Here is a 19,915-nt window from a genome sequence, read left to right as displayed (position 1 = left end):
TGCGCAGGGCTTCCGCTTCCGCGCCTTTTCACTGTCCCACGGTTGTTACTTCTGCAGAACGCTGATGCTGTCCAAGGCGGCCGCGGCTTCCTGACGGAGGGCATCCGAGAGCGGCGCGTTGCCGGCCGCGTCCGCGGCGGCTGCCTGTCCCTCTTCACTCACCACGTAGTTTCCGAAGGCCTGGACCAGGTCGACGGTTGCGGCGTCCTCATAGGCGGTGCAGTAGACGTGGTAGGAAACCAGCACCACCGGGTAGGCACCGGATTCCGCAGTGTCCCGGTCCAGGTTCATGGCCATGTCCGCGTCCGGCCGGCCCTCGCCGGTAACCGGGGTGGATGCCTCGACGGCCTTTGCCGCGGCTTCGGAACTGAGCGGAACGTACTCGCTGCCCACCAGCACGTTGACCGCACCCAGGCCTCCCGCCGCTGAGGCGTCGGCGTAGGTCACGGCGCCCTCAGTGGAGGTAACCAGCGAGACCACGCCGCCGGTTCCGGAAGCGTTTTCGCCGTTGCCGATCCCGGCGGGCCATTCACCTGACGCTTCGTCGGTCCAGGCTTCCGGAGCCGCCGCTGCAAGGTACTCGGTGAAGTTCTCGGTGGTTCCGGATTCATCGCCGCGGTGCACCGGGGTGATGGGAGTGCCGGGAAGCTCGGCCCCGGGATTGGTCGCCGTGACGGCGGGATCGTTCCATGCGGTGATCTCGCCGCGGAAGATCTTGGCAATGGTGTCGGCATCCAGGTTCAGTTCCTCAACGCCCGGCAGGTTGAAGGCCACCGCAATCGGAGAGATGTAGGCGGGGATGTGCAGGGCGCCGTCCGGGCCGCAGACCTGCGCGGCTGCGGCGGCCTCTTCCTCGTCCAGGTAGGCATCGGATCCGGCGAACTGCACGCCCCCGGCCAGCAGCGCCTCGCGGCCGGCTCCTGATCCGTCCGGCGAATACTGCACCGCGGCTCCCGGATTTTCCGCGCTGAAGCCGGCGATCCAGGCCTGCATGGCTGAGTCCTGCGAGGAGGCTCCGGCCCCGGACAGGGTTCCGGTGAGCGTGCTGTCCGAAGCCGACGACGGCGCGGTGTCGCCGCCGGGGGCGGCAGCGCTGTCGCTGCCGCAGGCTGACAGGGCGAGGGCAGCTGCCGAGAGGATGGCGGCTGTGCGGACTTTTCCATTTACCAACACGTCTGTTCCCTTTCAAGGGCGAGTTTCGCGGGAGCGGCGAGGGCAGTGAGGAAACCGTTCGCCGGGACGGACAAATTTCCGCCCCTTCACAGATGGTGGCCGGGCAAGGTTAACGACAGGTGAACGGCAAACAGAGCCGCAGGGAACGTTTGCCTGCGGTGGAACAATCCCCGGGAGAAGTATTTGCACCGGCCGTCACGGAAAGCCTCCGGATGGAGGCCGGGGCGGAGGCCCCATAGACTGTTCGCATGCCCCCATACGACCGTCTTGCCCGGAGCCGGGGATTCCTCCGAAACCGGATACGGGTGGGGCTTCACCGCAGCCGCAATTCCATCCTTCCCGCCGCGCAGATGACGGTGTGCGCCGTGGGCGCCTATGCGTTTGCGCAGTATGTCCTGGGCCATGAAGGCCCGCTTTTCGCAGCCACGGCAGCCCTGATCTCGCTCGGCTTCTCCCGGGAGCCGCGCACCAGGCGGGTCCTGGAAGTGGGCGTCGGCTGCACCCTGGGCATCACCGTGGGAGAACTGCTCCTGCATGTTCTGGGCACCGGCCTGTGGCAGGCCGCCGTCGTCCTCTTTGTTTCCCTGATGCTGGCGCGCTTCCTGGACCGCGGCGTTATCTTCACGACCCAGCTGGGCCTGCAATCGCTGCTGGTGGTGCTGCTTCCGGCACCGGACGGCGGCGTGTTCACGCGCAGCCTCGATGCCATCGTGGGCGGACTGTTTGCGCTGGTGGTGACGATGCTGGCACCGCGCGATCCGCGGCGGGAACCGCAGTCCAATGTCCGGGATTTGCTGCATGAGCTCTCGGCCGTGCTGCGCCAGTGCGCTGAAGCGGTGGCGAAAAGCGACTCGACCATCGCCTGGCATGCCCTGGTGCGTGCCCGCAACACCCAGCCCCAGCTCGACGCCGTGGCCCGCAGCGTCCGTGACGCCCGGGAGGTGGCCCGCATCTCCCCTGCCTATCGCCGGCATCTCGCCGAGCTGGGCGACCTGCGCGGTTCCATCGGCTATCTGGATCTGGCGGTGCGCAACAGCAGGGTCTTCGCCCGGCGCACCACGTCGGTCATCAACCATGCGGCGTTGCACGACGAGGCCATTGAGCGTGTTGCCGAGGTCGTGAACGACACGGCGGACGCCGTCGACATCCTGGCCCGCGCACTGGCCGGCGGGGAATCAGGCGGAACCCGCGAGAAGCATCTGCGGCAGGCCCGCAACGGCCTGGCCCTGGTTGGTGCGCAGCTGAACCCCGGCGCACTGGGGGTCACTGACATCCAGGGGGACGCCCTCGTCATGCTCTTTCGGCCCCTGGTGGTGGACCTGCTCGAGTCCACCGGCCTGACCCATGAAGAGGCAGTGGGCTACCTCGCGGACGTGTGAGGCCCGCGTGAGTGGCCTGCGGAAGTGGCCTGCTGACCAGCGCTGCCGGCCGGAACAGAAGTGTCACCGGCGCGGGATAGCCTGATTCCATGGCCACGAAGACTACCCGCGCAAAAACCGCTAACTACCGCTGCGCAGAATGCGGCTGGACCACCGCCAAGTGGGTGGGCCGGTGCGGGGAGTGCCAGGCCTGGGGAACCGTCGAGGAAGCCGGCGAGGTGGTGGCCCGCACCACGGCCGCGGCCACCGTGGCCCGGCCTGCCCTGCGGATCGCCGACGTCGATGCCACTTCCGCTTCCTACCAGCCCACCGGCGTGAACGAGCTGGATCGGGTCCTGGGCGGCGGGCTGGTCCCGGGCGCCGTCATCCTGCTGGCCGGTGAGCCGGGGGTGGGCAAGTCTACGCTGCTGCTGGATGTTGCCGCGAAGGTGGGAAACCTTGGCCGGGACGTTCTGTACGTCACGGGCGAGGAGTCCACCGCCCAGGTGAAGCTGCGCGCCGAACGCATCAACGCGGTGTCCGATTTTCTTTATCTGAGTGCTGAAACTGACCTGGGCCAAGCCCTGGGCCAGGTGGAGCAGGTTAAACCGGCGCTGCTGATCGTTGACTCGGTGCAGACCCTGAGCAGCTCGGCCGTGGACGGCAGCGCCGGCGGGGTCAGCCAGGTGCGCGAAGTGGCTGCCTCCCTGATCAATGCCGCCAAGACCCGGAACATGACCACCCTGCTCGTGGGACACGTCACCAAGGACGGTTCCATTGCCGGGCCTCGGCTGCTGGAGCATCTGGTGGATGTGGTGTGCCAGTTCGACGGAGACCGCCACTCGCGGCTGCGGCTGCTGCGGGCCGTGAAGAACCGCTACGGTCCCACCGACGAAGTGGGCTGCTTCGACCTGACCGAGGACGGAATCGTCGGGCTCGCCGATCCGTCCGGGCTTTTTGTCTCCCGCACCAAGGAACCTGTGTCGGGCACCTGCATCACGGTCACGCTCGAAGGAAAACGGCCGCTGGTCGCCGAAGTCCAGGCCCTGCTCGCCGAAACCAGCAACTCGCAGGCCCGCCGCGCCACGAGCGGACTGGATTCCTCGCGGGTGGCCATGCTCCTGGCCGTCCTGCAGGCGCGGGCGTCGATGAACCTGGCCAAGGATGACAGTTATGTGGCCACAGTGGGCGGGGTCAAGCTCAGCGAACCGGCCACCGATCTGGCCGTGGCACTGGCCGTGGCGTCGGCCAAAATGAACAAGCCGCTGCCGGCGCAGCTGATCGCATTTGGGGAGGTCGGCCTGGCCGGCGAGGTGCGGCCCGTTCCCGGCATCGCCCGGCGAATCTCCGAAGCGGAGCGCCTGGGCTTCACGCATGCGGTGGTTCCGGCGTCGCCCAACGGCCCGGTCGCGGTTCCGGCCGGATTCAAGGTGAGGGAGGTGTCCACCCTCACGGAAGCCCTCGAGCTGCTGTTCTAGGCGGCCCGCGCGCGATCCCGGCGGCGGCCGCCGGGCCGGCTCGGCTCTGTGCTGCGCACGGCACAAAAGTCGCCATTGTCCCCTGCCGGACCACTACTATAGGGAAAGTGTCTGTGCAGCGCCCGCCCAGAACGCCCGTGGGCCCGATGGCCGGAAGGAAGTGACCATGGCACGCAGTCCCGAAGATTCGCTGAAAGCCACTCTGGCCCGGGTAGCGCCCGGAACCGAGCTCCGCGACGGGTTGGAACGCATCCTGCGCGGCCGCACGGGAGCCCTGATCGTGCTGGGGTTCGATCGCACCGTTGACTCCATCTGCTCCGGCGGCTTCGACATCGGCATCGATTTCTCCCCCACCCGCCTGCGCGAGCTGGCCAAGATGGACGGTGCCATCGTCTGTGACAATGATGCCAAGACCATTCTGCGGGCCGCCGTGCAGCTGGTTCCGGACCACACCATTGAGACGCATGAATCCGGCACCCGCCACCGCACAGCCGAGCGCGTGGCCGTCGAAACGGGATTCCCCATCATCTCGGTCAGCCAGTCCATGCAAATCATCCAGCTCTATGTCCGGGGCCTCCGCCACGTGTTGGAGGGCTCCGAACCGGTGCTGGCCCGCGCCAACCAAGCGCTGGCCACCCTGGAGCGCTACCGCGCCCGCCTGGATCAGGTCACCAACTCGCTGTCGGCGCTGGAGATCGAGGCCATGGTCACCGTCCGGGATGTGGCTGTCACCCTGCAGCGCCAGGAGATGGTCCGCCGGATTTCCGAGGAAATCTCCCAGTACGTCCTCGAACTCGGAGTGGACGGCCGGCTGCTGTCCCTGCAGCTCGAAGAACTGACGGCGGGCCTGGGCCCGGGCAGCGAGATGATTGTCCGCGACTACGCCGACCTGCATGACGGCCAGCGCCGGGCCGAGGACCAGGTCGCCACCCTGCAGAACCTCAGTGACTCGGACATGGTCGATTTGGGCAAGATCGCCGCCGTCGTTGGCTTCCAGCCCGGACAGGATTCCCTGGAGGCCGTGGTGCAGCCGCGCGGTTACCGGCTGCTGAGCAACATCAAATCGGTGCCGCCGACCGTCGCGAACCGGCTGGTGGACCACTTCGGCGGGCTGCAGAACCTCATGGCCGCCAACATTGACGATCTGATGACCGTGGACGGCATCGGAGACCAGCGCGCCCGCATGGTGCGCGAAGGGCTCTCCCGCATTGCCGAGACCAGCCTGCTTGACCGGTTCATGTAGCTACTCGAGTTCGAAAACCGAGGTCCCGCTGCTGATGTTTCCCAGCCGGGCGGTGAACATGTAGGTTCCCGGATTCGGATTGCTGGAAACCTCCGAGCAGCCGGGTGCTGAACGCTGGCGCTCCCACGTGAACTTGGCCGTTTCCACACTGTTGGGCTTGATGGTTTTGAGCAGGTCCTCGCCGGCCTGCTGGCAGTCCCGTGACGAGAAGATCCGGTCGGCGCCGCTGGTGACGGTGAATTCCATCTGGCTGGTCCCCACGTTGACGTCGCAAGGCTCAGCGCCGTTGTTGGTCACCGTCATGGTCAGCACCGGAGTTGTGCCTGCGGAATAGCTCAGTGCGTCGGTGGTGGCAGCGACCTGGACGGATTCTTCCGGGCACAGTTTCGACGCCGGTTCAGCCCCGCCGCTCGGCGCGGGTGAGGAGGCGGTTGGCTTTGGAGACGGCTTTCCGCCGGGAGCTGCCGTGGTGTCCGCGGCGTCGGGCTGCTTGTTGTCCGCGGCGCCGGGCTGCTTGTTGTCCGGGCCGGGAATGGTGGCTTCAGTGCCGCTGTCGGCGGCCGCCGGCTCGTCTCCGCGAAGCGCGTTCGCCACGGCGGCGATGCCCGCGATCAGGGCGATCAGAACCAGCAGTCCGAGGAGGCCGGCGACTATCCGCCGACGCCGGTAGACGGCCGCGCTCGGGTGTCCGGGGGCGGTGTTCCCTGACGCTGTGTGCCCTGATGCTGTGTTCCCCGAAGAGGAGTCTGATGATCCATTACCAACCATGCCTTAAGGCTAGGTATACGGGTCCGGATTACCTGCCGCACCACGCCGGTCAGTAGAGTATTGCTGGTCATAACCGAGGGAGATTGCATGGGACCGGGTCCGCAGCAGGCGCCGCAGCTGCATACGGAGATCATCAGTTGGTTCACCGCCAATGCGCGCGACCTTCCGTGGCGGGAGGCCGGCTGCAGCCCGTGGGGAATCTTCGTCAGTGAAATCATGCTCCAGCAAACCCCCGTGGTCCGCGTGCTGCCGGTGTGGGAGCAGTGGATGGCGCGCTGGCCCACTCCTGCCGCGTTGGCTGCCGAACCCAGCGGGGAAGCAGTGCGCGCCTGGGGGCGGCTCGGCTATCCCCGCCGCGCCCTTCGCCTGCACGCAGCGGCCACGGCCATGACCGCCGATTTCGGCGGCCGCGTTCCGGAAACCTCCGCCGAGCTCCTGACCCTGCCGGGCGTGGGAACCTACACCGCTGCGGCAGTCGCGTCCTTTGCCTTCAGCCGCCGGGAAACGGTGGTGGACACCAACATCCGCCGGGTCCATGCCCGCGCCGTCGGCGGCAAGGCCCTGCCCGCGCCGGCGCTGAACGCCGCGGAAATGCGCCTGGCCGTTACCCTGCTGCCCGACGACGACGCCGCTTCCGTCGCCTGGAACGCCTCGGTCATGGAACTCGGCGCCCTGGTGTGCACCGCCCGCAGCCCCAAATGCGAGGTCTGTCCGGTGCTCCGGCACTGCGCGTGGGTGGCGGCCGGAAAACCTGCCCCGGACTACATCCCCAAGGGCCAGTCCTGGGCCGGCACCGACCGCCAGGTCCGCGGCGCCGTCATGGCCGTGCTGCGGCAGGCAAGAGGCCCGGTGCTCCGGACGCTGCTGCTGGGTCCGGTGGACCTCGTGGCGCCGGAGGCTGATCCCGAGCTCGCCCCGCTGGCGGCGCTGCACGCGCTCAACGCTCCTGCCGAGCAGCTCGAGCGGGCGCTGGCCGGGCTCCTGACGGACCGGCTGGCCGAGGAGACCGAGAGCGGCCTGCAGTTGCCGGCCTGACTCTCGCCGGGAACGCTAGATCTCTCCGAAACCGTTCCGCACCTCCAGCGCCATGATGTCCACTGCCCGGGCGGCATCGGGGCCGCGGGCTGCCACGGTGAGGGTCTGTCCCGGACCGAGGCCCAGGGACATCAGCATCATCACCGATTTCGCGTCCACGCCGTTGATGCGCACCTCAGCATCCAGGTCGGACATCGCCTGGGCGACGGCGGCTGCCGGACGGGCATGCAGGCCGGCCCGGTTGATGATCTCCCACGATCCGGTGTGCACACCGTCGTCGTCGGGGTCGAAACCATCCGCTTCCTCCTCCGGCTCCCCGGCACCTCCCCCGGCCGCCGTGCCCGCTGCCGTGCCCGCCGCTGCAGCAGGTGCCCGGGCCGGGATGCCGCCGGCGGACTCAGCCTCCTGCACCACCGCGGCGAGTGCCCTGCCGCCCTGCGCGGCGACGGCGGCCGCCACGGTTCCTTCCACCAGCGGCGCGTCTGCCAGCCGCACCCGGCCGCGCTGCTCATCGTCCAAAAATTCCACTGCCATTTCGGCGGTCATGACGGCCGAGCCCAAATCGGCCAGCAGCACCGCGCCCTCGCCGGTGTCAGCGACGGCGATGGCGGCGGTGATCTTGTCGAGGCTGGTGCCGATGCCGCCGTCGTCGGTACCGCCGGCCGGCGCGATCGTCACGTCGCCGGCCATCTGCGCCGCCAGTTCCCGGACACCTTCCGCCAGTTTGGCGCTGTGGGAAACGATGACCAGACCTACGCTCATGTGCCCTCTCCCGCTGTCCTGGCCGCCGCCTGCAGGATCAGGGCCGTGGAGGCCGCCCCGGGGTCAAGATGTCCGGCGCTGCGCTCCCCCAGGTAGCTGGCCCGCCCCTTGCGGGCGATCAGCGGTTCTGTCCCGGCCAATCCGGCGTTGGCGGCGTTTGCCGCCGCGGACAGCACCTCCAAGCTGCTCGCCTGCGCCGCTGCTGAAGTTTGCGCTGCTTCCACTGCGGGGGTCCACGCATCCACCATGGTCTTGTCTCCGGGTTCCGCCTTGCCCCGCGCCACGATGCCGTCCCGGGCGGCGGTGAGGACCGCGACGACGGCGGCAGGGTCCAGCTCCGGGCTGTTGCCCGCCGCGGTCGAGGCGCGCAGGAAAGCCGTCCCGTACAGCGGTCCTGCCGCGCCCCCGACCTTCGACATCAGTGTCATGGCTGCCAGCTTCAAGACGTCGCCGGGGGTGGCCGGCGTGCCTTCGGCGTCCAGTTTCTGCACGACGGCGGAAAAGCCCCGGTCCATGTTTTCGCCGTGGTCGGCGTCGCCGATGTCCCGGTCCAGATCGATCAGCCGCTGCCGGTTCTCGGCCATGGCCGCAGCGCTGGCACGCATCCATTTGGCGGCCCATGCCGCATCCAGTGCCATCCCTCAGACCCCCCAGCGCAGCGCCGGCGTGTGCACGGGGGAATCCCACAGCTCGGTCAGCTCCTCGTCCAGCCGCAGCACCGTCACTGACGCGCCCTGCATGTCCAGCGCGGTGATGTAGTTGCCCACCAGCGACCGTTGAATGCGGATGCCACGCTCGGCCAGGACTTCCGCGGCCCTGCGGTAGACAATGTACAGCTCGCTGAGCGGCGTGCCGCCCATGCCGTTCACAAACAGGAGGACCTTGTCCCCGGACGCGGCGCCCAGATCGCTGAGGACCGGGTCCAGCAGCTGGTCGGTGATGCTGTCGGCGGGCGCCATCGGCAGCCGGTGCCGGCCAGGTTCGCCGTGGATGCCCACGCCCAGCTCAATCTCGTTCTCCGCCAGGGTGAAGCTGGGTTCTCCCGCGTGGGGAACGGTGCACGGCGCCAGGGCCACTCCCATGGACCGGACGTTGGCGTTGACCCGTTCGGCCACTGCCGCCACCTGCTCCAGCGAGTCCCCCCGCTCCGCAGCACCGCCGGCAATGCGCTCCAGCAGCACGGTTCCGGCCACCCCGCGCCGTCCGGCGGTGTACAGCGAGTCTTCGACGGCGACGTCGTCGTTGACCACCACCGTGGCGACGTTGACGCCTTCCGCCTGGGCCAGCTCGGCGGCAGTCTCAAAATTCAGGATGTCGCCGGTGTAGTTCTTGACGATCAGCAGGACCCCGGCTCCGGTGTCGGTACCGGTGATTGCGGGAAGGATCTGGTCCGGGGTGGGGGAGGTGAAGACCGCCCCGGGCACCGCCGCATCCAGCATGCCGCGGCCCACATACCCGCTGTGCAGCGGCTCGTGGCCGCTTCCTCCGCCGGACACCAGGGCCACCTTGTCCCTCGCCGGCTCCCTGCGCACCACAAAGTCCGGGTCGCTGTGCACCCGGACCAGATCGTGATGTGCCAGCCCAAAGCCGGCCAGCGATTCCGTAACCACCCGGCGCGGGTCATTGATGAGTTTCTTCATTCTCGAGCAGCTCCTTCAGCGAAGGCGTCCCGGCCGGCACGGCGCCGCTGCCGGTTCCAGGAATTAACCCTGAGTTGCTCAAGACCCTACTCCGGCATGTGCCCGCTGGACAGGCCGGACGTGGCAGGGAAGCCCGCCGGAGAGCCCGTCGCCGACCCCTGGTTAAACAGCGGCGGGAGGGGTTGGATAACCCCTCCCGCGCCCTGCTCTCAGGACCTACTTGCCCTTGAAAGCGTCCTTGATGTTTTCGCCGGCCTGCTTGGCACTGCCTTTGGCCTGGTCACCGTGGCCTTCGGCTTCCATGCTTTCGTTGCCGGTGGCCTTTCCCAGGCCTTCCTTTACCTTGCCGCCCAGCTTCTCGGCTGAATTCTGCACCTTGTCATCTGCGCCCATAAGTGGATCCCGCTTTCTGATCGTGGCCCGGTGCGGCAGCATAAACTGTCACTCATTCTTCGGGCCGTTGGTGATGCTAAGTACCCTGAGCGTATCCATTTGTGGCGGCGAAATGCCAGCAATATCGTCCGGTTACTCTGTTCGCGAACAGCGGCGCCCCCGGAAAGATGCGGCTACAGGGAACGGATCATGCGGGTATTGCCCAGGGTATTGGGCTTGACCCGGGCCAAATCCAGGAACTCGGCCACTCCTTCGTCGTGGGAGCGCAGCAGCTCCGAATAGACCTCGGGATCCACCGCCGACTGGTTGGCCATCACCTCGAATCCGTGGCGCCGGAAAAACTCCACCTCGAAGGTCAGGCAAAAAACGCGCCGGACACCGATCTCGGCGGCTTCGGCGAGCAGCGCCTCGAGCAGGATATGGCCGACGCCGCGGCCGCGCCAGCTGCTGTCAGCGGCCAGGGTCCGGACTTCCGCCAGGTCTTCCCACATCACGTGCAGCGCCCCGCACCCGACCACCTCGCCGTCGGGCCCTTCAGCGATCCGAAACTCCTGCAGCCCCTCGTAGTAGGCCACGGCTTCCTTGGCCACCAGGATCCGCTCGTCCGCCAGCGGTGCCACGAGGGCCCGGATGCGGGGAACGTCGGAGGTGCGGGCGCGGCGGACAGTGATGGTCAAGGGAGAAGTCACCGGTTCAGTCTAGGACCGCCCGGGGCCACTGCGTAAAGCGGGCGCCGGGGATCCGCATGCTTCCCGCACGGCACATGAAAAGGACCCGGCGGGCGGATGCCACCGGGTCCTTCTCATATCGGGTGCCGTTGGCCGGCAGCTCGGCTGTTAGTCGCCGACGCCGGCTTCAATTGCCGAGGGCGCTTCCTCAAGGGCCTTCGGCGCGCCGTGGCCCACAAACGTGAACTTGGCGTCGTCGCCTTCGCCCTCCACGTCCACGGAAACCAGTTCGCCGGGCTTGAGATCCCCGAACAAGATCTTCTCGGACAGCTGGTCCTCGATTTCGCGCTGGATGGTCCGGCGCAGCGGCCGGGCACCCATGGCGGGATCGTAGCCCCGGGTCGCCAGCAGGACCTTGGCGGCCGGAGTCAGTTCGATGGTCATGCCCTTGTCCGCCAGGCGCTTGCCCAGGCGTTCCAGGAACAGGTCAACGATCTGGACGATCTCGTCCTGCGTGAGCTGCGGGAAGACCACCGTGTCATCAACACGGTTGAGGAACTCGGGGCGGAAGTGCTGGCGCAGCTCCTCCGTGACCCGGGCCCGCATCCGGTCGTAGCCGGTCTTCGTGTCGGTGCCGGACTGGAAACCGGTGGACACGCTCTTGGAGATGTCCCGGGTTCCCAGGTTGGTGGTCATGATGATGATGGTGTTCTTGAAGTCCACCACCCGGCCCTGGCTGTCCGTCAGGCGGCCGTCTTCGAGGATCTGCAGCAGCGAGTTGAACAGGTCCGCGTGGGCCTTTTCCACCTCGTCGAACAGCACCACGGAGAACGGACGGCGGCGGACCTTTTCGGTCAGCTGCCCGCCTTCTTCGTAGCCGACGTACCCGGGAGGAGCACCGAAGAGCCGGGAAACCGTGTGCTTCTCGGAGTATTCGGACATGTCCAGGGTGATCAGGGCTTCTTCGTCGCCGAAGAGGAATTCCGCCAGTGCCTTGGCCAGCTCAGTCTTACCGACACCGGTGGGGCCGGCGAAGATGAAGGAGCCACCCGGACGCTTCGGATCCTTGAGTCCGGCACGCGTGCGGCGCATGGCCTGCGAGATGGACTTGATGGCCTGATCCTGACCGATGACGCGCTTGTGCAGCTCGTCTTCCATCTTGAGCAGGCGCGTGGATTCTTCTTCGTTGAGCTTGACCACGGGAATGCCGGTGGAGTTGGCAAGCACCTCGGCGATGAGTTCCTCATCCACCTCGGCGATGTCATCCAGGCCGCCGGACTTCCACTGGCGTTCCTTTTCCGCGCGCTGGTCGTGGAGCTTCTGCTCCTTGTCCCGCAGGGAGGCGGCGCCTTCGAAGTCCTGGGAATCAATGGCTGATTCCTTCTCCAGCTTGAGCGCGGAGATCTTCTCGTCGATTTCCTTGAGCTCGGGCGGCGCCGTCATCCGGCGGATCCGCAGCCGGGCACCGGCTTCGTCGATCAGGTCAATGGCCTTGTCCGGCAGGAACCGGTCACTGATGTAGCGCTCGGCCAGGGTCGCGGCCGACGTCAGTGCGGCATCCGTGATGGACACGCGGTGGTGCGCTTCATAGCGGTCCCGCAGGCCCTTCAGGATCTCGATGGAGTGCGCAACGGAAGGTTCCTTGACCTGGATCGGCTGGAAACGGCGCTCGAGGGCGGCGTCCTTCTCGATGTGCTTGCGGTACTCGTCCAGGGTGGTGGCACCGATGGTCTGCAGTTCACCGCGGGCCAGCATCGGCTTCAGGATGGAGGCCGCGTCGATGGCGCCTTCCGCGGCTCCCGCACCAACCAGGGTGTGGATCTCATCGATGAACAGGATGATGTCTCCGCGGGTGCGGATTTCCTTGAGCACCTTCTTCAGGCGTTCCTCAAAGTCACCGCGGTACCGGGAGCCGGCAACGAGGGATCCGAGGTCAAGGGTGTAGAGCTGCTTGTCACGAATGGTTTCCGGCACGTCGCCGCGGACGATGGCCTGGGCCAGCCCTTCGACGACTGCGGTCTTGCCGACGCCGGGCTCACCAATCAGAACAGGGTTGTTCTTGGTGCGGCGGGACAGGACCTGCATGACCCGTTCCATTTCGTGCTCGCGCCCGATGACGGGATCCAGTTTGGATTCGCGTGCAGCCTGGGTGAGGTTGCGGCCAAACTGGTCCAGAACGACCGAACCCGCGGGCTGGCCTTCCTGCTGCTGGCCGCCCGAGCTGACGGGCTCCTTGCCCTGGTAGCCGGACAGCAGCTGGATAACCTGCTGGCGCACCCGGTTGAGGTCGGCGCCGAGCTTGACCAGCACCTGGGCTGCCACGCCTTCGCCTTCACGGATCAGGCCAAGCAGGATGTGCTCGGTTCCAATGTAGTTGTGGCCAAGCTGCAGGGCCTCCCGCAGGGAGAGCTCCAGAACCTTCTTGGCGCGGGGGGTGAAGGGGATGTGGCCGGACGGGGCCTGCTGGCCCTGGCCGATAATCTCCTGCACCTGCTCGCGCACGGCACCGAGTGAGATACTCAGGGATTCCAGGGCCTTAGCTGCGACGCCTTCACCCTCATGAATGAGCCCGAGCAGGATGTGCTCGGTGCCGATGTAGTTGTGGTTGAGCATGCGAGCCTCTTCTTGGGCAAGCACGACAACGCGACGGGCACGGTCGGTAAATCTTTCAAACATGAGGCACACTCCTAGCTAACGCGTAATTCGATGCTACGTGTCCAGCGCGTGCTTAAGGAGCATGTTCGCCCTAGGCGTGACCACAGGCCCCGGAAAGTCCCCGGGGCCATGATCCGCTCTAGCCCTGGGCAGCCCGGTAGGCTTCGATGATTTCGCTGTTCACGCGTCCGCGTTCCGAAACGGTGTACCCGTTGTTCCGGGCCCACTCGCGGATCTGCGCCGCTTCATTGTTGCGTGCCGAACCCGTGCTGCGGGGGCGGCCGGTGCGTCCGCCCACTTTGCGGCCGGCATCAAGGTACGGCTTCAGGGCCGCACGAAGATTCTTTGCATTGTCGGTCGACAGATCGATCTCGTACTGTGAGCCGTCCAGACCGAACCGGACGGTCTCATCCGCACTTCCAGCATCGAGGTCATCGACCAGAATGATTTTTACCTTTTGCGCCACGACAGGCTCCTAAGCAGTTAAACCGGGAAAAAACGATAATGAGACCACTTAGAGTATGGCGCAATTTTGAATGCCCCGTCAAAGCGTAGTCGGCGATTTAATTACTTTCTTTTTCAGATGCCGAACTACTTGCTTCCCGATCTGCCGCCAGATCAGCTTCACGTTCCGCTTCAGCCAGCGCTTTTCGTTCTGAACGGTCCGCATTCAGCAGGGCCTTCATCGCAAAATAAAAGAGACCTCCGACACAGATTGAGGGCAGTAGAACTTCAACGTATTCCATGGTCTAACCCATTTCCGGCTTTAGGAGGGGGAACAAAATTGTTTCCCTGATACCCGTGTTCGTGAAAAGCATCACAAGGCGGTCAATTCCGAGACCGATACCGCCCATGGGCGGTGCACCGTATTCAAGGGCACGCAGGAAGTCCTCGTCAAGGGCCATGGCCTCGTCATCGCCGTCGGCCGCCCGGAGGGACTGCTCGGTCAGGCGTTCGCGCTGAATGACCGGATCAATGAGCTCCGAGAACGCGGTGCCTCGTTCCATGCCGCCGATGATCAGGTCCCAGGCCTCAATCAGGCGCGGATCATTTCTGTTCGGCCGGGCCAGCGGCTGGGCCGAGGGCGGATAATCGTAGACGAACGTCGGCTGGATAAGGGTTGGTTCCACGATTTCGCCGAACAGTTCCACTGCGAGTTTCTCGGCGTCCCATTTCGGATCCACCTTGACCTCGTGCTTTTCGGCAACGCGGCGAAGGGTTTCGGCGTCGGTATCCGGTGTGATTTCCTCGCCCACGGCCTCGGACAGGGCGGGATAAACGGACAGCCACTTCCATTCCCCGTCGAGGTCGATTGTTCCGGCCTCGGTCTCAATCTGCCGGCTGCCCACCAGATCCGCACAGTGCAGGATGATTTCCTTGATCCGGTCCGCCATGACGAACTGGTCGGCATACGCCTCGTAGCATTCCAGCGTGGTGAATTCGGGGCTGTGCGTGGAGTCCACGCCCTCGTTGCGGAAGATCCGCCCCAGTTCGAAGACCCGCTCGATCCCGCCGACGACCGCCCGCTTCAGGTACAGCTCGGTGGCGATGCGCAGGGTCATCTTCTGGTCGAAGGCGTTCAGGTGCGTCTCAAAGGGACGGGCTGCCGCTCCGCCGTGGACCAGCTGCAGCATGGGAGTTTCCACTTCCACGTAGCCGTGGCCGTGCAGGGTGTCCCGGACGCCGCGGATGATCGCGGCCCGCTTGTAGACCATCTCGCGTGCTTCGTCGCGGACCATCAGGTCCACGTAGCGCTGCCGGACCCGGGTTTCTTCATTCAGGCCGGCGTGCAGCACGGGCAGCGGGCGCAGGGCCTTCGAGGCCATCGACCAGGAATCCGCCATGACGGAAAGCTCGCCCCGGCGGGAGGAGATGACCTCGCCGCGGACAAAAACGTGATCCCCGAGGTCGACCAGGGCCTTCCAGTCCGCCAGCGACTCTTCGCCGACGACGGCCAGGCTGAGCATGGCCTGCACCCGGGTGCCGTTGCCCTCCTGGAGGGTGGCAAAGCAGAGTTTGCCGGTGTTGCGGATGAAGACCACGCGGCCGGTGACGCCGACGGTTTCGCCGCTGGTTTCGTCGGCCTGCAGGTGTCCGAACTTCTCCCGGACCTCTTTCAGGGAATGGGTGCGCTCCACGCCCACCGGGTAGGCTTCCGAGCCCCGGGCGATGAGGCGGGCCCGCTTCTCGGCGCGGATGCGCATCTGCTCGGAGGTGTCGGCTGCTTCGGGAACGGAGTTAGATGTGGTCACAATACTTAAGTTTACAGAGCCGCGCGGCGGAGGTTTACGGCAGACCGCCAGCCGGTTCACGGCGGGCGCACAGATCAGTGGGCTACGGACCCTCTCCGGCTGCGGGCGCCAGGGGCAGGTTGTCGATCAGCCGCACCGATCCGATGCGCGCGGCCAGGAGCGCCAGCGCAGGCTTTCGCAGCGGCCCGCTCCCGGCGGGCAGCGGCTGCAGCGTCTGCGGATCCACGATGTCGAAGTAGTCCAGCTCCACCAGGGGTTCGGTTTTCACGAGTGCGACGGCGGCGGCCAGGTCCGGAGGTGCGCCGGCAGAGACCCGGTGCTGCAGTGCAAACAGGGCGCGGGACAGGACCGTTGCCGCCCGCCGGTGCTCCGGGTCCAGGAAAACGTTGCGGCTGGACTCGGCCAGCCCGTCGGCGGCGCGCACCACCGGCACTCCCACGATGTCCGCCGGGAAGTTCAGGTCAGCGGCCATTCGGCGGATCAGCGCCAGCTGCTGGGCGTCCTTTTGCCCGAAGTAGGCGCGGTAGCGCGCCGGCCGGGCGGGCTGGGCGTAGTGCAGCAGCTTGGCCACCACCGTGAGCACACCGTCAAAGTGTCCGGGCCGGGAGGCTCCCTCGTAGCGGGCTCCCAGCTCGCCGGCGCTGACCCGCACCAGCGGCGGGCCGTCCGGATAGACCTCCGCCTCCGACGGCGCGAAGACCAGGTCCGCGCCGGCGTCGCCAAGCAGTTCCACATCCGCCTCGAGCGTGCGCGGATAGCGGCGCAGGTCATCCTCGTCGTCGAACTGCAGTGGGTTGACGAAAACCGAGGCGACGACGACGTCGTTCTCGGCCCGCGCGGCCTCCACCAGGGCGCGGTGGCCGTGATGGAGCGCGCCCATGGTCGGCACCAGTCCGAGCGCGGGAGGTTGGACACCGTCGCGGCCGGTGCCGCCGGCGGCAGCCAGCGCCTCGGCAACGGCAGCCCGCAGGTCCGCTGCCGTGCGCAGCACCAGCGGCGTGCTCACCGCGGTCCTTCCGCATCCAGGGTCAGGGCATCGATGACGGCCTGGCCGCGGGCCGCACTGAGCAGCCCGCGGTCGATGGCCCGGCGTGCGGTGGCCAGCGACAGGGCGCGGTAGGTGTCCCGGAGGTCGGCGCTGTCCTGGTCGGCCATTTCGCTCAGGTGCGCCGCCACCGTGCCGGCGTCCCCGCGCGCCACCGGGCCGGTCAGCGCATGCTCGCCGGAGGCAAGGGCGTTTTCCAGGGAGGCGCGCATCAGCGGACCCAGCAGGCGGTCCGGAAATTCGACGCCGATGTCCTTGAGCAGCTGCGTGGACTGCGCGGTGATGGTCACCAGGTGGTTGGAGGCGTGGGCCAGGGCCAGGTGGTAGTTGACCCGGTCGGCCTCATCGATGACCACCGGTTCGGCGCCCATTTCCACCACCAGGGCCTGCGCGATGGGCAGCACGGCGGTGGGGGCGGTGACGCCGAAGGAGCAATCGGCCAGCCGGGTCAGGTCAAGGCTCATCCCGGTGAAGGTCATGGCCGGGTGCAGGGCCAGCGGAATGGCCCCGGCCCGGCGGGCGGGTTCGAGGATATCGGTGCCGAATCGGCCCGAAGTGTGCGCCACCAGCTGTCCGGCCTGCCAGGCGTTGGTGGCGGCGAGCCCGGAGACCAGCGGCCCCAGGGCGTCGTCCGGCACTGCCAGCAGCACCAGCTCGGAGCGCTCCACGATTTCCGGAATGTCCAGGACGGGAACGCCGGGCAACAGGTTGGCAGCACGTTCGCGGCTTTCCTCACTTACCGCAGAGACGCCGACGACGGCATGTTCGGCTGCGCGCAGGGCAGCCCCGAGCACTGCCCCGACCCGCCCGGCACCGATGACCCCGATGCCGAGCCTGCCCCGCCGTCGTTTTTCGGCGGTGCTGGCGTCAGCGCTGTTCATGGGGGTGCTCCTTCGAAACGGTGTTGCTGATGGCGTGGGGGTTGATGCTGCCGGGGTCAACCGGTCCGGAACCTGTTGCCTGGTTCCAGCGGCCGCTGCGGTCACGGCGCCGGGCTTCGCGGGCCCGGACCGCCTGCTCCAGGAACAGGCCGCGGACCGTGGCGGCATCGATTTTCCGGATCCGCGGATGCACCGGCCCGGGGGTGGAATGCAGGACCAGGTCGGCGGTGCCGAAGCGCCGGCGCAGCGGACCCTGCTCCAGCGACATGGACTGCGTGCGTTCATGCGGAACCACTGAGAGTGCCCGCCACAGGGCACCGCTGCGGACCAGCAGCGCCGTTTCCGTGAGGGCGAAGCCGTTGCGCCGCCAGGCCAGCGGTGCGATCCAGCGGGCGCGGCGGGGTGTGGTCGTGAAGCCGTCGCCGGAGTCCCGGCCGGCGATTCCGGCGGTGAAGACATCCAGCGGCCGGTCGGTGCCGGGCTCGAGCAGCACCAGGGCGAGGATGGCGAAAACCTCTTCCAGGGTTCCGGCCGGAAGCAGCTTGGTGCGGGCCTGTCCTTCGGACGTGGCCGCATCGCCGTAACCGGCCACGTTGACCGAGACGCGGTACCAGCCGGTGAGCCGCCAGAGCGGCGACTGCTTGACGGCCACTGCCTGGATCCGGCCCGGCGGGACGGTCTGGGTTCGGGTGTCCAGCAGCCCGTAGCGCACACGGATTCCGTCCCGGGACACCGAGGCGCGGAAATTGAACGAGGTGGAAAACTCGGTCCAGTAGCCGCCGACGGCGCCGAAGAGCAGGGGGAACAGGATGGCCAGGCTGACGGCCTCGCCGGTGACGGCAGTGAGGATGGTGACGCCGGCGACGCCGGCCAGCAGGAACAGGGTGGTTCCGGAGAGCAGGGTGGCGGCTATGACCCGCCCGGGACGCAGCTCCAGGATCGGCTGCTCCGGAGCCTCAACGGGTCCCGGAACCTGCCGTCCGCCCGGAGGGACGTCAGCGTCCTCGCCGCCGGCGCCCGCTTCCGCTGCGCCGGAGGCCCGGTCCAGGATCATGGTCCGCAGCTGCTGGGCGTCGTCGAGTTTGAGGAACGCCAGCCGGACGGCGGACTCACCGGCGTCTGCCACCTCGAAGCGCAGTTCGGCCAGGCCGAAGAGCCGTGCCAGCAGGGGCTGGACAATGTCGATGGCCTGAACGCGGTCCAGGCGGGCTTGGCGCTGCTGGCGGAATACGACGCCGGAGTGGACCCGCACGTGGTCATCGGTCACTTGATAGCGCGTGAACCACCAGGACAGGAAGAAGACGGCGGCGATGATCAGCAGGATCGCCGCGAGGATGCCAATGCCGATCAGCAGCACAGTGCCGTCGGGTGCGGGCGCGGTCCTGCCCCCGCCGCCGCCGCCGTCGTCCCTGCCAACGCCGATCAGGTCCTCGACCAGGTTCCGGCCGAACACAAAGGCAATCGCGGCCAGGGCTATCCAGCCGCGCACCAGGGGCGACACCGGGTGGACGCGGGCCCATTCCCCGCTGCGTGGGATGCTCACAGCCCGGCCAGCTGCGTTTCGCCGCGTTCGGACAGGTGCTCGCGCAGGCGGGCCCCCTCGGACGCCGGCAGGCCCGGCAGGACGGCGTTGGTGCCGGGCGCCGCGGTGTGCAGCTTGAGAGAGCACAGGCCAAAGGCCCGTTCCAGGGGACCGACCGTCACGTCCACGTACTGCATCCGGCCATAGGGAACCACCAGCGTGCGCTGGTAGAAAATGCCGCGCCGCAGCAGGAAGTCCTCGTTGCGTTCGGCGTAGCAAACCGCGCGCACCTGCCGCGGCAGCAGGGCTCCGCGCCACAGATAGGCCGCTGCGACCACTGCCGGCAGGCCCCAGGCCAGCCAGCTCGGAGCCGAGGGCCACACCCCGGCAGCCCGCAGGATCAGCGGGGTGCAGGCCAGAGCCACGGTCAGCAGGGCTTCGACGGCCCAGCCGATGAGGCGGACGGTGAGGTACCGGGGCGAGATGTGCTCCCAGTTGATTCCGTCCGGATCGATTGCTTCGCTAGGCATATTCTCCGTCTCCCGGTTCACGTCTGGTGTCCGGGCCGGCAGCGGTGCCGCCGTGCCCGTTGGAGTCGTCCGGTGGGGGGAGCCTGCAAAACCGCTCCACCAGAAGACCGACGGAGATCATAAGAACTCCTCCGGCGATCATAGCCAGCGAGGACCACGTGGCGCTGTGCCCGGGACGAAGGGACCACAGGGGTACCTGCTCCAGGAAGATGCCGGCGTGCCAGCCCAGCAGCAGCGACCCGGCGTAGGCCGTTGCCTGGGCCAGGACCAGTGTCCGGGCGGCGGCGATCGGGTCCAGCTCGCGGTTCCGGTTGCCCTGCTGCCAGCGCCGAACGCGCAGGCCCAGGATGAGGGTCGCGCCGGAGATCAGGAGGACGGCGAGCAGCCCGTACACGCTGAGGACGGGCGCGGGCAGGGAATTGCGGACGGCCCAGTAGTTTCCCAGCCAGCCAACAATGCCGGCGGCCGCCGCGATGACGGCGAGCCAGCGGTATTTAATGCTCGACACGGCC

The 19,915-nt window shown here is 67.4% G+C and carries 20 protein-coding genes; 4 read left to right on the top strand and 16 right to left on the bottom strand.

Annotation, left to right across the window (positions count from 1 at the left end; translation table 11 throughout):
* Positions 1–45 precede the first annotated feature (45 nt).
* Positions 46–1,173, bottom strand: coding sequence for a phosphate ABC transporter substrate-binding protein PstS (gene pstS / locus QNN99_RS11500; RefSeq protein ID WP_442860516.1), 1,128 nt, complete (start codon positions 1,171–1,173; stop codon positions 46–48).
* A gap of 248 nt (positions 1,174–1,421) precedes the next feature.
* Between pstS and QNN99_RS11495 the strand changes: the two genes are divergently transcribed.
* The 3 genes from QNN99_RS11495 (at position 1,422) to disA (ending at position 5,252) form a co-directional block, all read left to right on the top strand.
* The gene (locus tag QNN99_RS11495; RefSeq protein WP_229966574.1) at positions 1,422–2,552 is read left to right on the top strand and encodes an FUSC family protein; all 1,131 of its coding nucleotides are present in this window, start codon (positions 1,422–1,424) and stop codon (positions 2,550–2,552) included.
* An 89-nt stretch (positions 2,553–2,641) separates the two neighbouring features.
* Positions 2,642–4,009: a DNA repair protein RadA gene (gene radA, locus QNN99_RS11490; protein WP_229966573.1), complete on the top strand. Its 1,368-nt coding sequence runs from the start codon at positions 2,642–2,644 to the stop codon at positions 4,007–4,009.
* A gap of 166 nt (positions 4,010–4,175) precedes the next feature.
* Entirely contained in the window at positions 4,176–5,252 is a 1,077-nt protein-coding gene (disA, locus tag QNN99_RS11485) for a DNA integrity scanning diadenylate cyclase DisA (protein WP_229966572.1), read from the top strand.
* Here the strand turns inward: disA and QNN99_RS11480 are convergent, their stop codons facing one another.
* Entirely contained in the window at positions 5,253–6,020 is a 768-nt protein-coding gene (locus QNN99_RS11480; RefSeq protein ID WP_229966571.1) for a hypothetical protein, read from the bottom strand.
* An 87-nt stretch (positions 6,021–6,107) separates the two neighbouring features.
* On the opposite strand from QNN99_RS11480, the gene QNN99_RS11475 reads away from it, so the two are divergent.
* The gene (locus tag QNN99_RS11475; protein WP_229966570.1) at positions 6,108–7,055 is read left to right on the top strand and encodes an iron-sulfur binding domain-containing protein; all 948 of its coding nucleotides are present in this window, start codon (positions 6,108–6,110) and stop codon (positions 7,053–7,055) included.
* A gap of 15 nt (positions 7,056–7,070) precedes the next feature.
* Here the strand turns inward: QNN99_RS11475 and dhaM are convergent, their stop codons facing one another.
* The 14 genes from dhaM to QNN99_RS11405 form a co-directional block, all read right to left on the bottom strand.
* Positions 7,071–7,817 carry a dihydroxyacetone kinase phosphoryl donor subunit DhaM gene (gene dhaM, locus QNN99_RS11470; protein ID WP_229966569.1) on the bottom strand — a complete coding sequence of 249 codons (747 nt, stop codon included), beginning with the start codon at positions 7,815–7,817 and terminating at the stop codon, positions 7,071–7,073.
* On the bottom strand, positions 7,814–8,455 hold the full coding sequence (gene dhaL, locus QNN99_RS11465) for a dihydroxyacetone kinase subunit DhaL (protein WP_229966568.1): 642 nt from the start codon (positions 8,453–8,455) through the stop codon (positions 7,814–7,816). The genes dhaM and dhaL overlap by 4 nt, the downstream gene beginning before the upstream one ends.
* Positions 8,456–8,458: 3 nt before the next feature.
* Complete coding sequence (dhaK, locus tag QNN99_RS11460) at positions 8,459–9,457, bottom strand: dihydroxyacetone kinase subunit DhaK (RefSeq protein ID WP_229966567.1); 999 nt, start codon at positions 9,455–9,457, stop codon at positions 8,459–8,461.
* Positions 9,458–9,673: 216 nt separating this feature from the next.
* Positions 9,674–9,850, bottom strand: coding sequence for a CsbD family protein (locus QNN99_RS11455; protein ID WP_104159952.1), 177 nt, complete (start codon positions 9,848–9,850; stop codon positions 9,674–9,676).
* Between the two features lie 173 nt (positions 9,851–10,023).
* Complete coding sequence (locus QNN99_RS11450) at positions 10,024–10,539, bottom strand: amino-acid N-acetyltransferase (RefSeq protein ID WP_229966566.1); 516 nt, start codon at positions 10,537–10,539, stop codon at positions 10,024–10,026.
* Between the two features lie 147 nt (positions 10,540–10,686).
* Positions 10,687–13,194 carry an ATP-dependent Clp protease ATP-binding subunit gene (locus QNN99_RS11445; protein WP_229966565.1) on the bottom strand — a complete coding sequence of 836 codons (2,508 nt, stop codon included), beginning with the start codon at positions 13,192–13,194 and terminating at the stop codon, positions 10,687–10,689.
* Between the two features lie 118 nt (positions 13,195–13,312).
* A complete protein-coding gene (locus QNN99_RS11440) occupies positions 13,313–13,639 on the bottom strand; it encodes a histone-like nucleoid-structuring protein Lsr2 (RefSeq protein ID WP_229966564.1) in 327 nt (108 codons plus the stop codon).
* Positions 13,640–13,736: 97 nt separating this feature from the next.
* Positions 13,737–13,919 (bottom strand): hypothetical protein, encoded by a 183-nt coding sequence (locus tag QNN99_RS11435; RefSeq protein WP_229966563.1) that lies wholly within the window; start codon positions 13,917–13,919, stop codon positions 13,737–13,739.
* Between the two features lie 3 nt (positions 13,920–13,922).
* A complete protein-coding gene (gene lysS, locus QNN99_RS11430; RefSeq protein WP_229966689.1) occupies positions 13,923–15,377 on the bottom strand; it encodes a lysine--tRNA ligase in 1,455 nt (484 codons plus the stop codon).
* Positions 15,378–15,507: 130 nt separating this feature from the next.
* On the bottom strand, positions 15,508–16,431 hold the full coding sequence (gene panC / locus QNN99_RS11425; protein WP_229966562.1) for a pantoate--beta-alanine ligase: 924 nt from the start codon (positions 16,429–16,431) through the stop codon (positions 15,508–15,510).
* Positions 16,428–17,351, bottom strand: a complete 924-nt coding sequence (locus tag QNN99_RS11420; protein ID WP_229966561.1) for a Rossmann-like and DUF2520 domain-containing protein — start codon at positions 17,349–17,351, stop codon at positions 16,428–16,430. Before QNN99_RS11420 ends, panC begins: the two co-directional genes overlap by 4 nt.
* The gene (locus QNN99_RS11415; RefSeq protein WP_229966560.1) at positions 17,338–18,894 is read right to left on the bottom strand and encodes a PH domain-containing protein; all 1,557 of its coding nucleotides are present in this window, start codon (positions 18,892–18,894) and stop codon (positions 17,338–17,340) included. Before QNN99_RS11415 ends, QNN99_RS11420 begins: the two co-directional genes overlap by 14 nt.
* Complete coding sequence (locus tag QNN99_RS11410) at positions 18,891–19,403, bottom strand: PH domain-containing protein (protein ID WP_229966559.1); 513 nt, start codon at positions 19,401–19,403, stop codon at positions 18,891–18,893. Before QNN99_RS11410 ends, QNN99_RS11415 begins: the two co-directional genes overlap by 4 nt.
* Positions 19,396–19,911: a DUF3180 domain-containing protein gene (locus QNN99_RS11405; RefSeq protein WP_229966558.1), complete on the bottom strand. Its 516-nt coding sequence runs from the start codon at positions 19,909–19,911 to the stop codon at positions 19,396–19,398. Before QNN99_RS11405 ends, QNN99_RS11410 begins: the two co-directional genes overlap by 8 nt.
* Between the last annotated feature and the right edge of the window lie 4 nt (positions 19,912–19,915).

The sequence above is a fragment of the Arthrobacter sp. zg.Y820 genome, assembly GCF_030125555.1.
Taxonomy (GTDB): domain Bacteria; phylum Actinomycetota; class Actinomycetes; order Actinomycetales; family Micrococcaceae; genus Arthrobacter_B.
The sequence above is the reverse complement of the archived record's forward strand: the minus strand, read 5'-3'. Positions and strand labels throughout refer to the sequence as shown.

Excerpts from the sequence above, each read along its gene's own strand:
- QNN99_RS11435 (WP_229966563.1), bottom strand. The coding sequence starts at position 13,919 with ATGGAATACGTTGAAGTTCTACTGCCCTCAATCTGTGTCGGAGGTCTC.
- QNN99_RS11475 (WP_229966570.1), top strand. The coding sequence starts at position 6,108 with ATGGGACCGGGTCCGCAGCAGGCGCCGCAGCTGCATACGGAGATCATC.
- QNN99_RS11480 (WP_229966571.1), bottom strand. The coding sequence starts at position 6,020 with ATGGTTGGTAATGGATCATCAGACTCCTCTTCGGGGAACACAGCATCA.
- dhaK (WP_229966567.1), bottom strand. The coding sequence starts at position 9,457 with ATGAAGAAACTCATCAATGACCCGCGCCGGGTGGTTACGGAATCGCTG.
- QNN99_RS11455 (WP_104159952.1), bottom strand. The coding sequence starts at position 9,850 with ATGGGCGCAGATGACAAGGTGCAGAATTCAGCCGAGAAGCTGGGCGGC.
- QNN99_RS11495 (WP_229966574.1), top strand. The coding sequence starts at position 1,422 with ATGCCCCCATACGACCGTCTTGCCCGGAGCCGGGGATTCCTCCGAAAC.
- QNN99_RS11420 (WP_229966561.1), bottom strand. The coding sequence starts at position 17,351 with ATGAACAGCGCTGACGCCAGCACCGCCGAAAAACGACGGCGGGGCAGG.
- lysS (WP_229966689.1), bottom strand. The coding sequence starts at position 15,377 with ATGCGCATCCGCGCCGAGAAGCGGGCCCGCCTCATCGCCCGGGGCTCG.
- dhaL (WP_229966568.1), bottom strand. The coding sequence starts at position 8,455 with ATGGCACTGGATGCGGCATGGGCCGCCAAATGGATGCGTGCCAGCGCT.
- disA (WP_229966572.1), top strand. The coding sequence starts at position 4,176 with ATGGCACGCAGTCCCGAAGATTCGCTGAAAGCCACTCTGGCCCGGGTA.
- QNN99_RS11445 (WP_229966565.1), bottom strand. The coding sequence starts at position 13,194 with ATGTTTGAAAGATTTACCGACCGTGCCCGTCGCGTTGTCGTGCTTGCC.
- radA (WP_229966573.1), top strand. The coding sequence starts at position 2,642 with ATGGCCACGAAGACTACCCGCGCAAAAACCGCTAACTACCGCTGCGCA.
- dhaM (WP_229966569.1), bottom strand. The coding sequence starts at position 7,817 with ATGAGCGTAGGTCTGGTCATCGTTTCCCACAGCGCCAAACTGGCGGAA.
- QNN99_RS11410 (WP_229966559.1), bottom strand. The coding sequence starts at position 19,403 with ATGCCTAGCGAAGCAATCGATCCGGACGGAATCAACTGGGAGCACATC.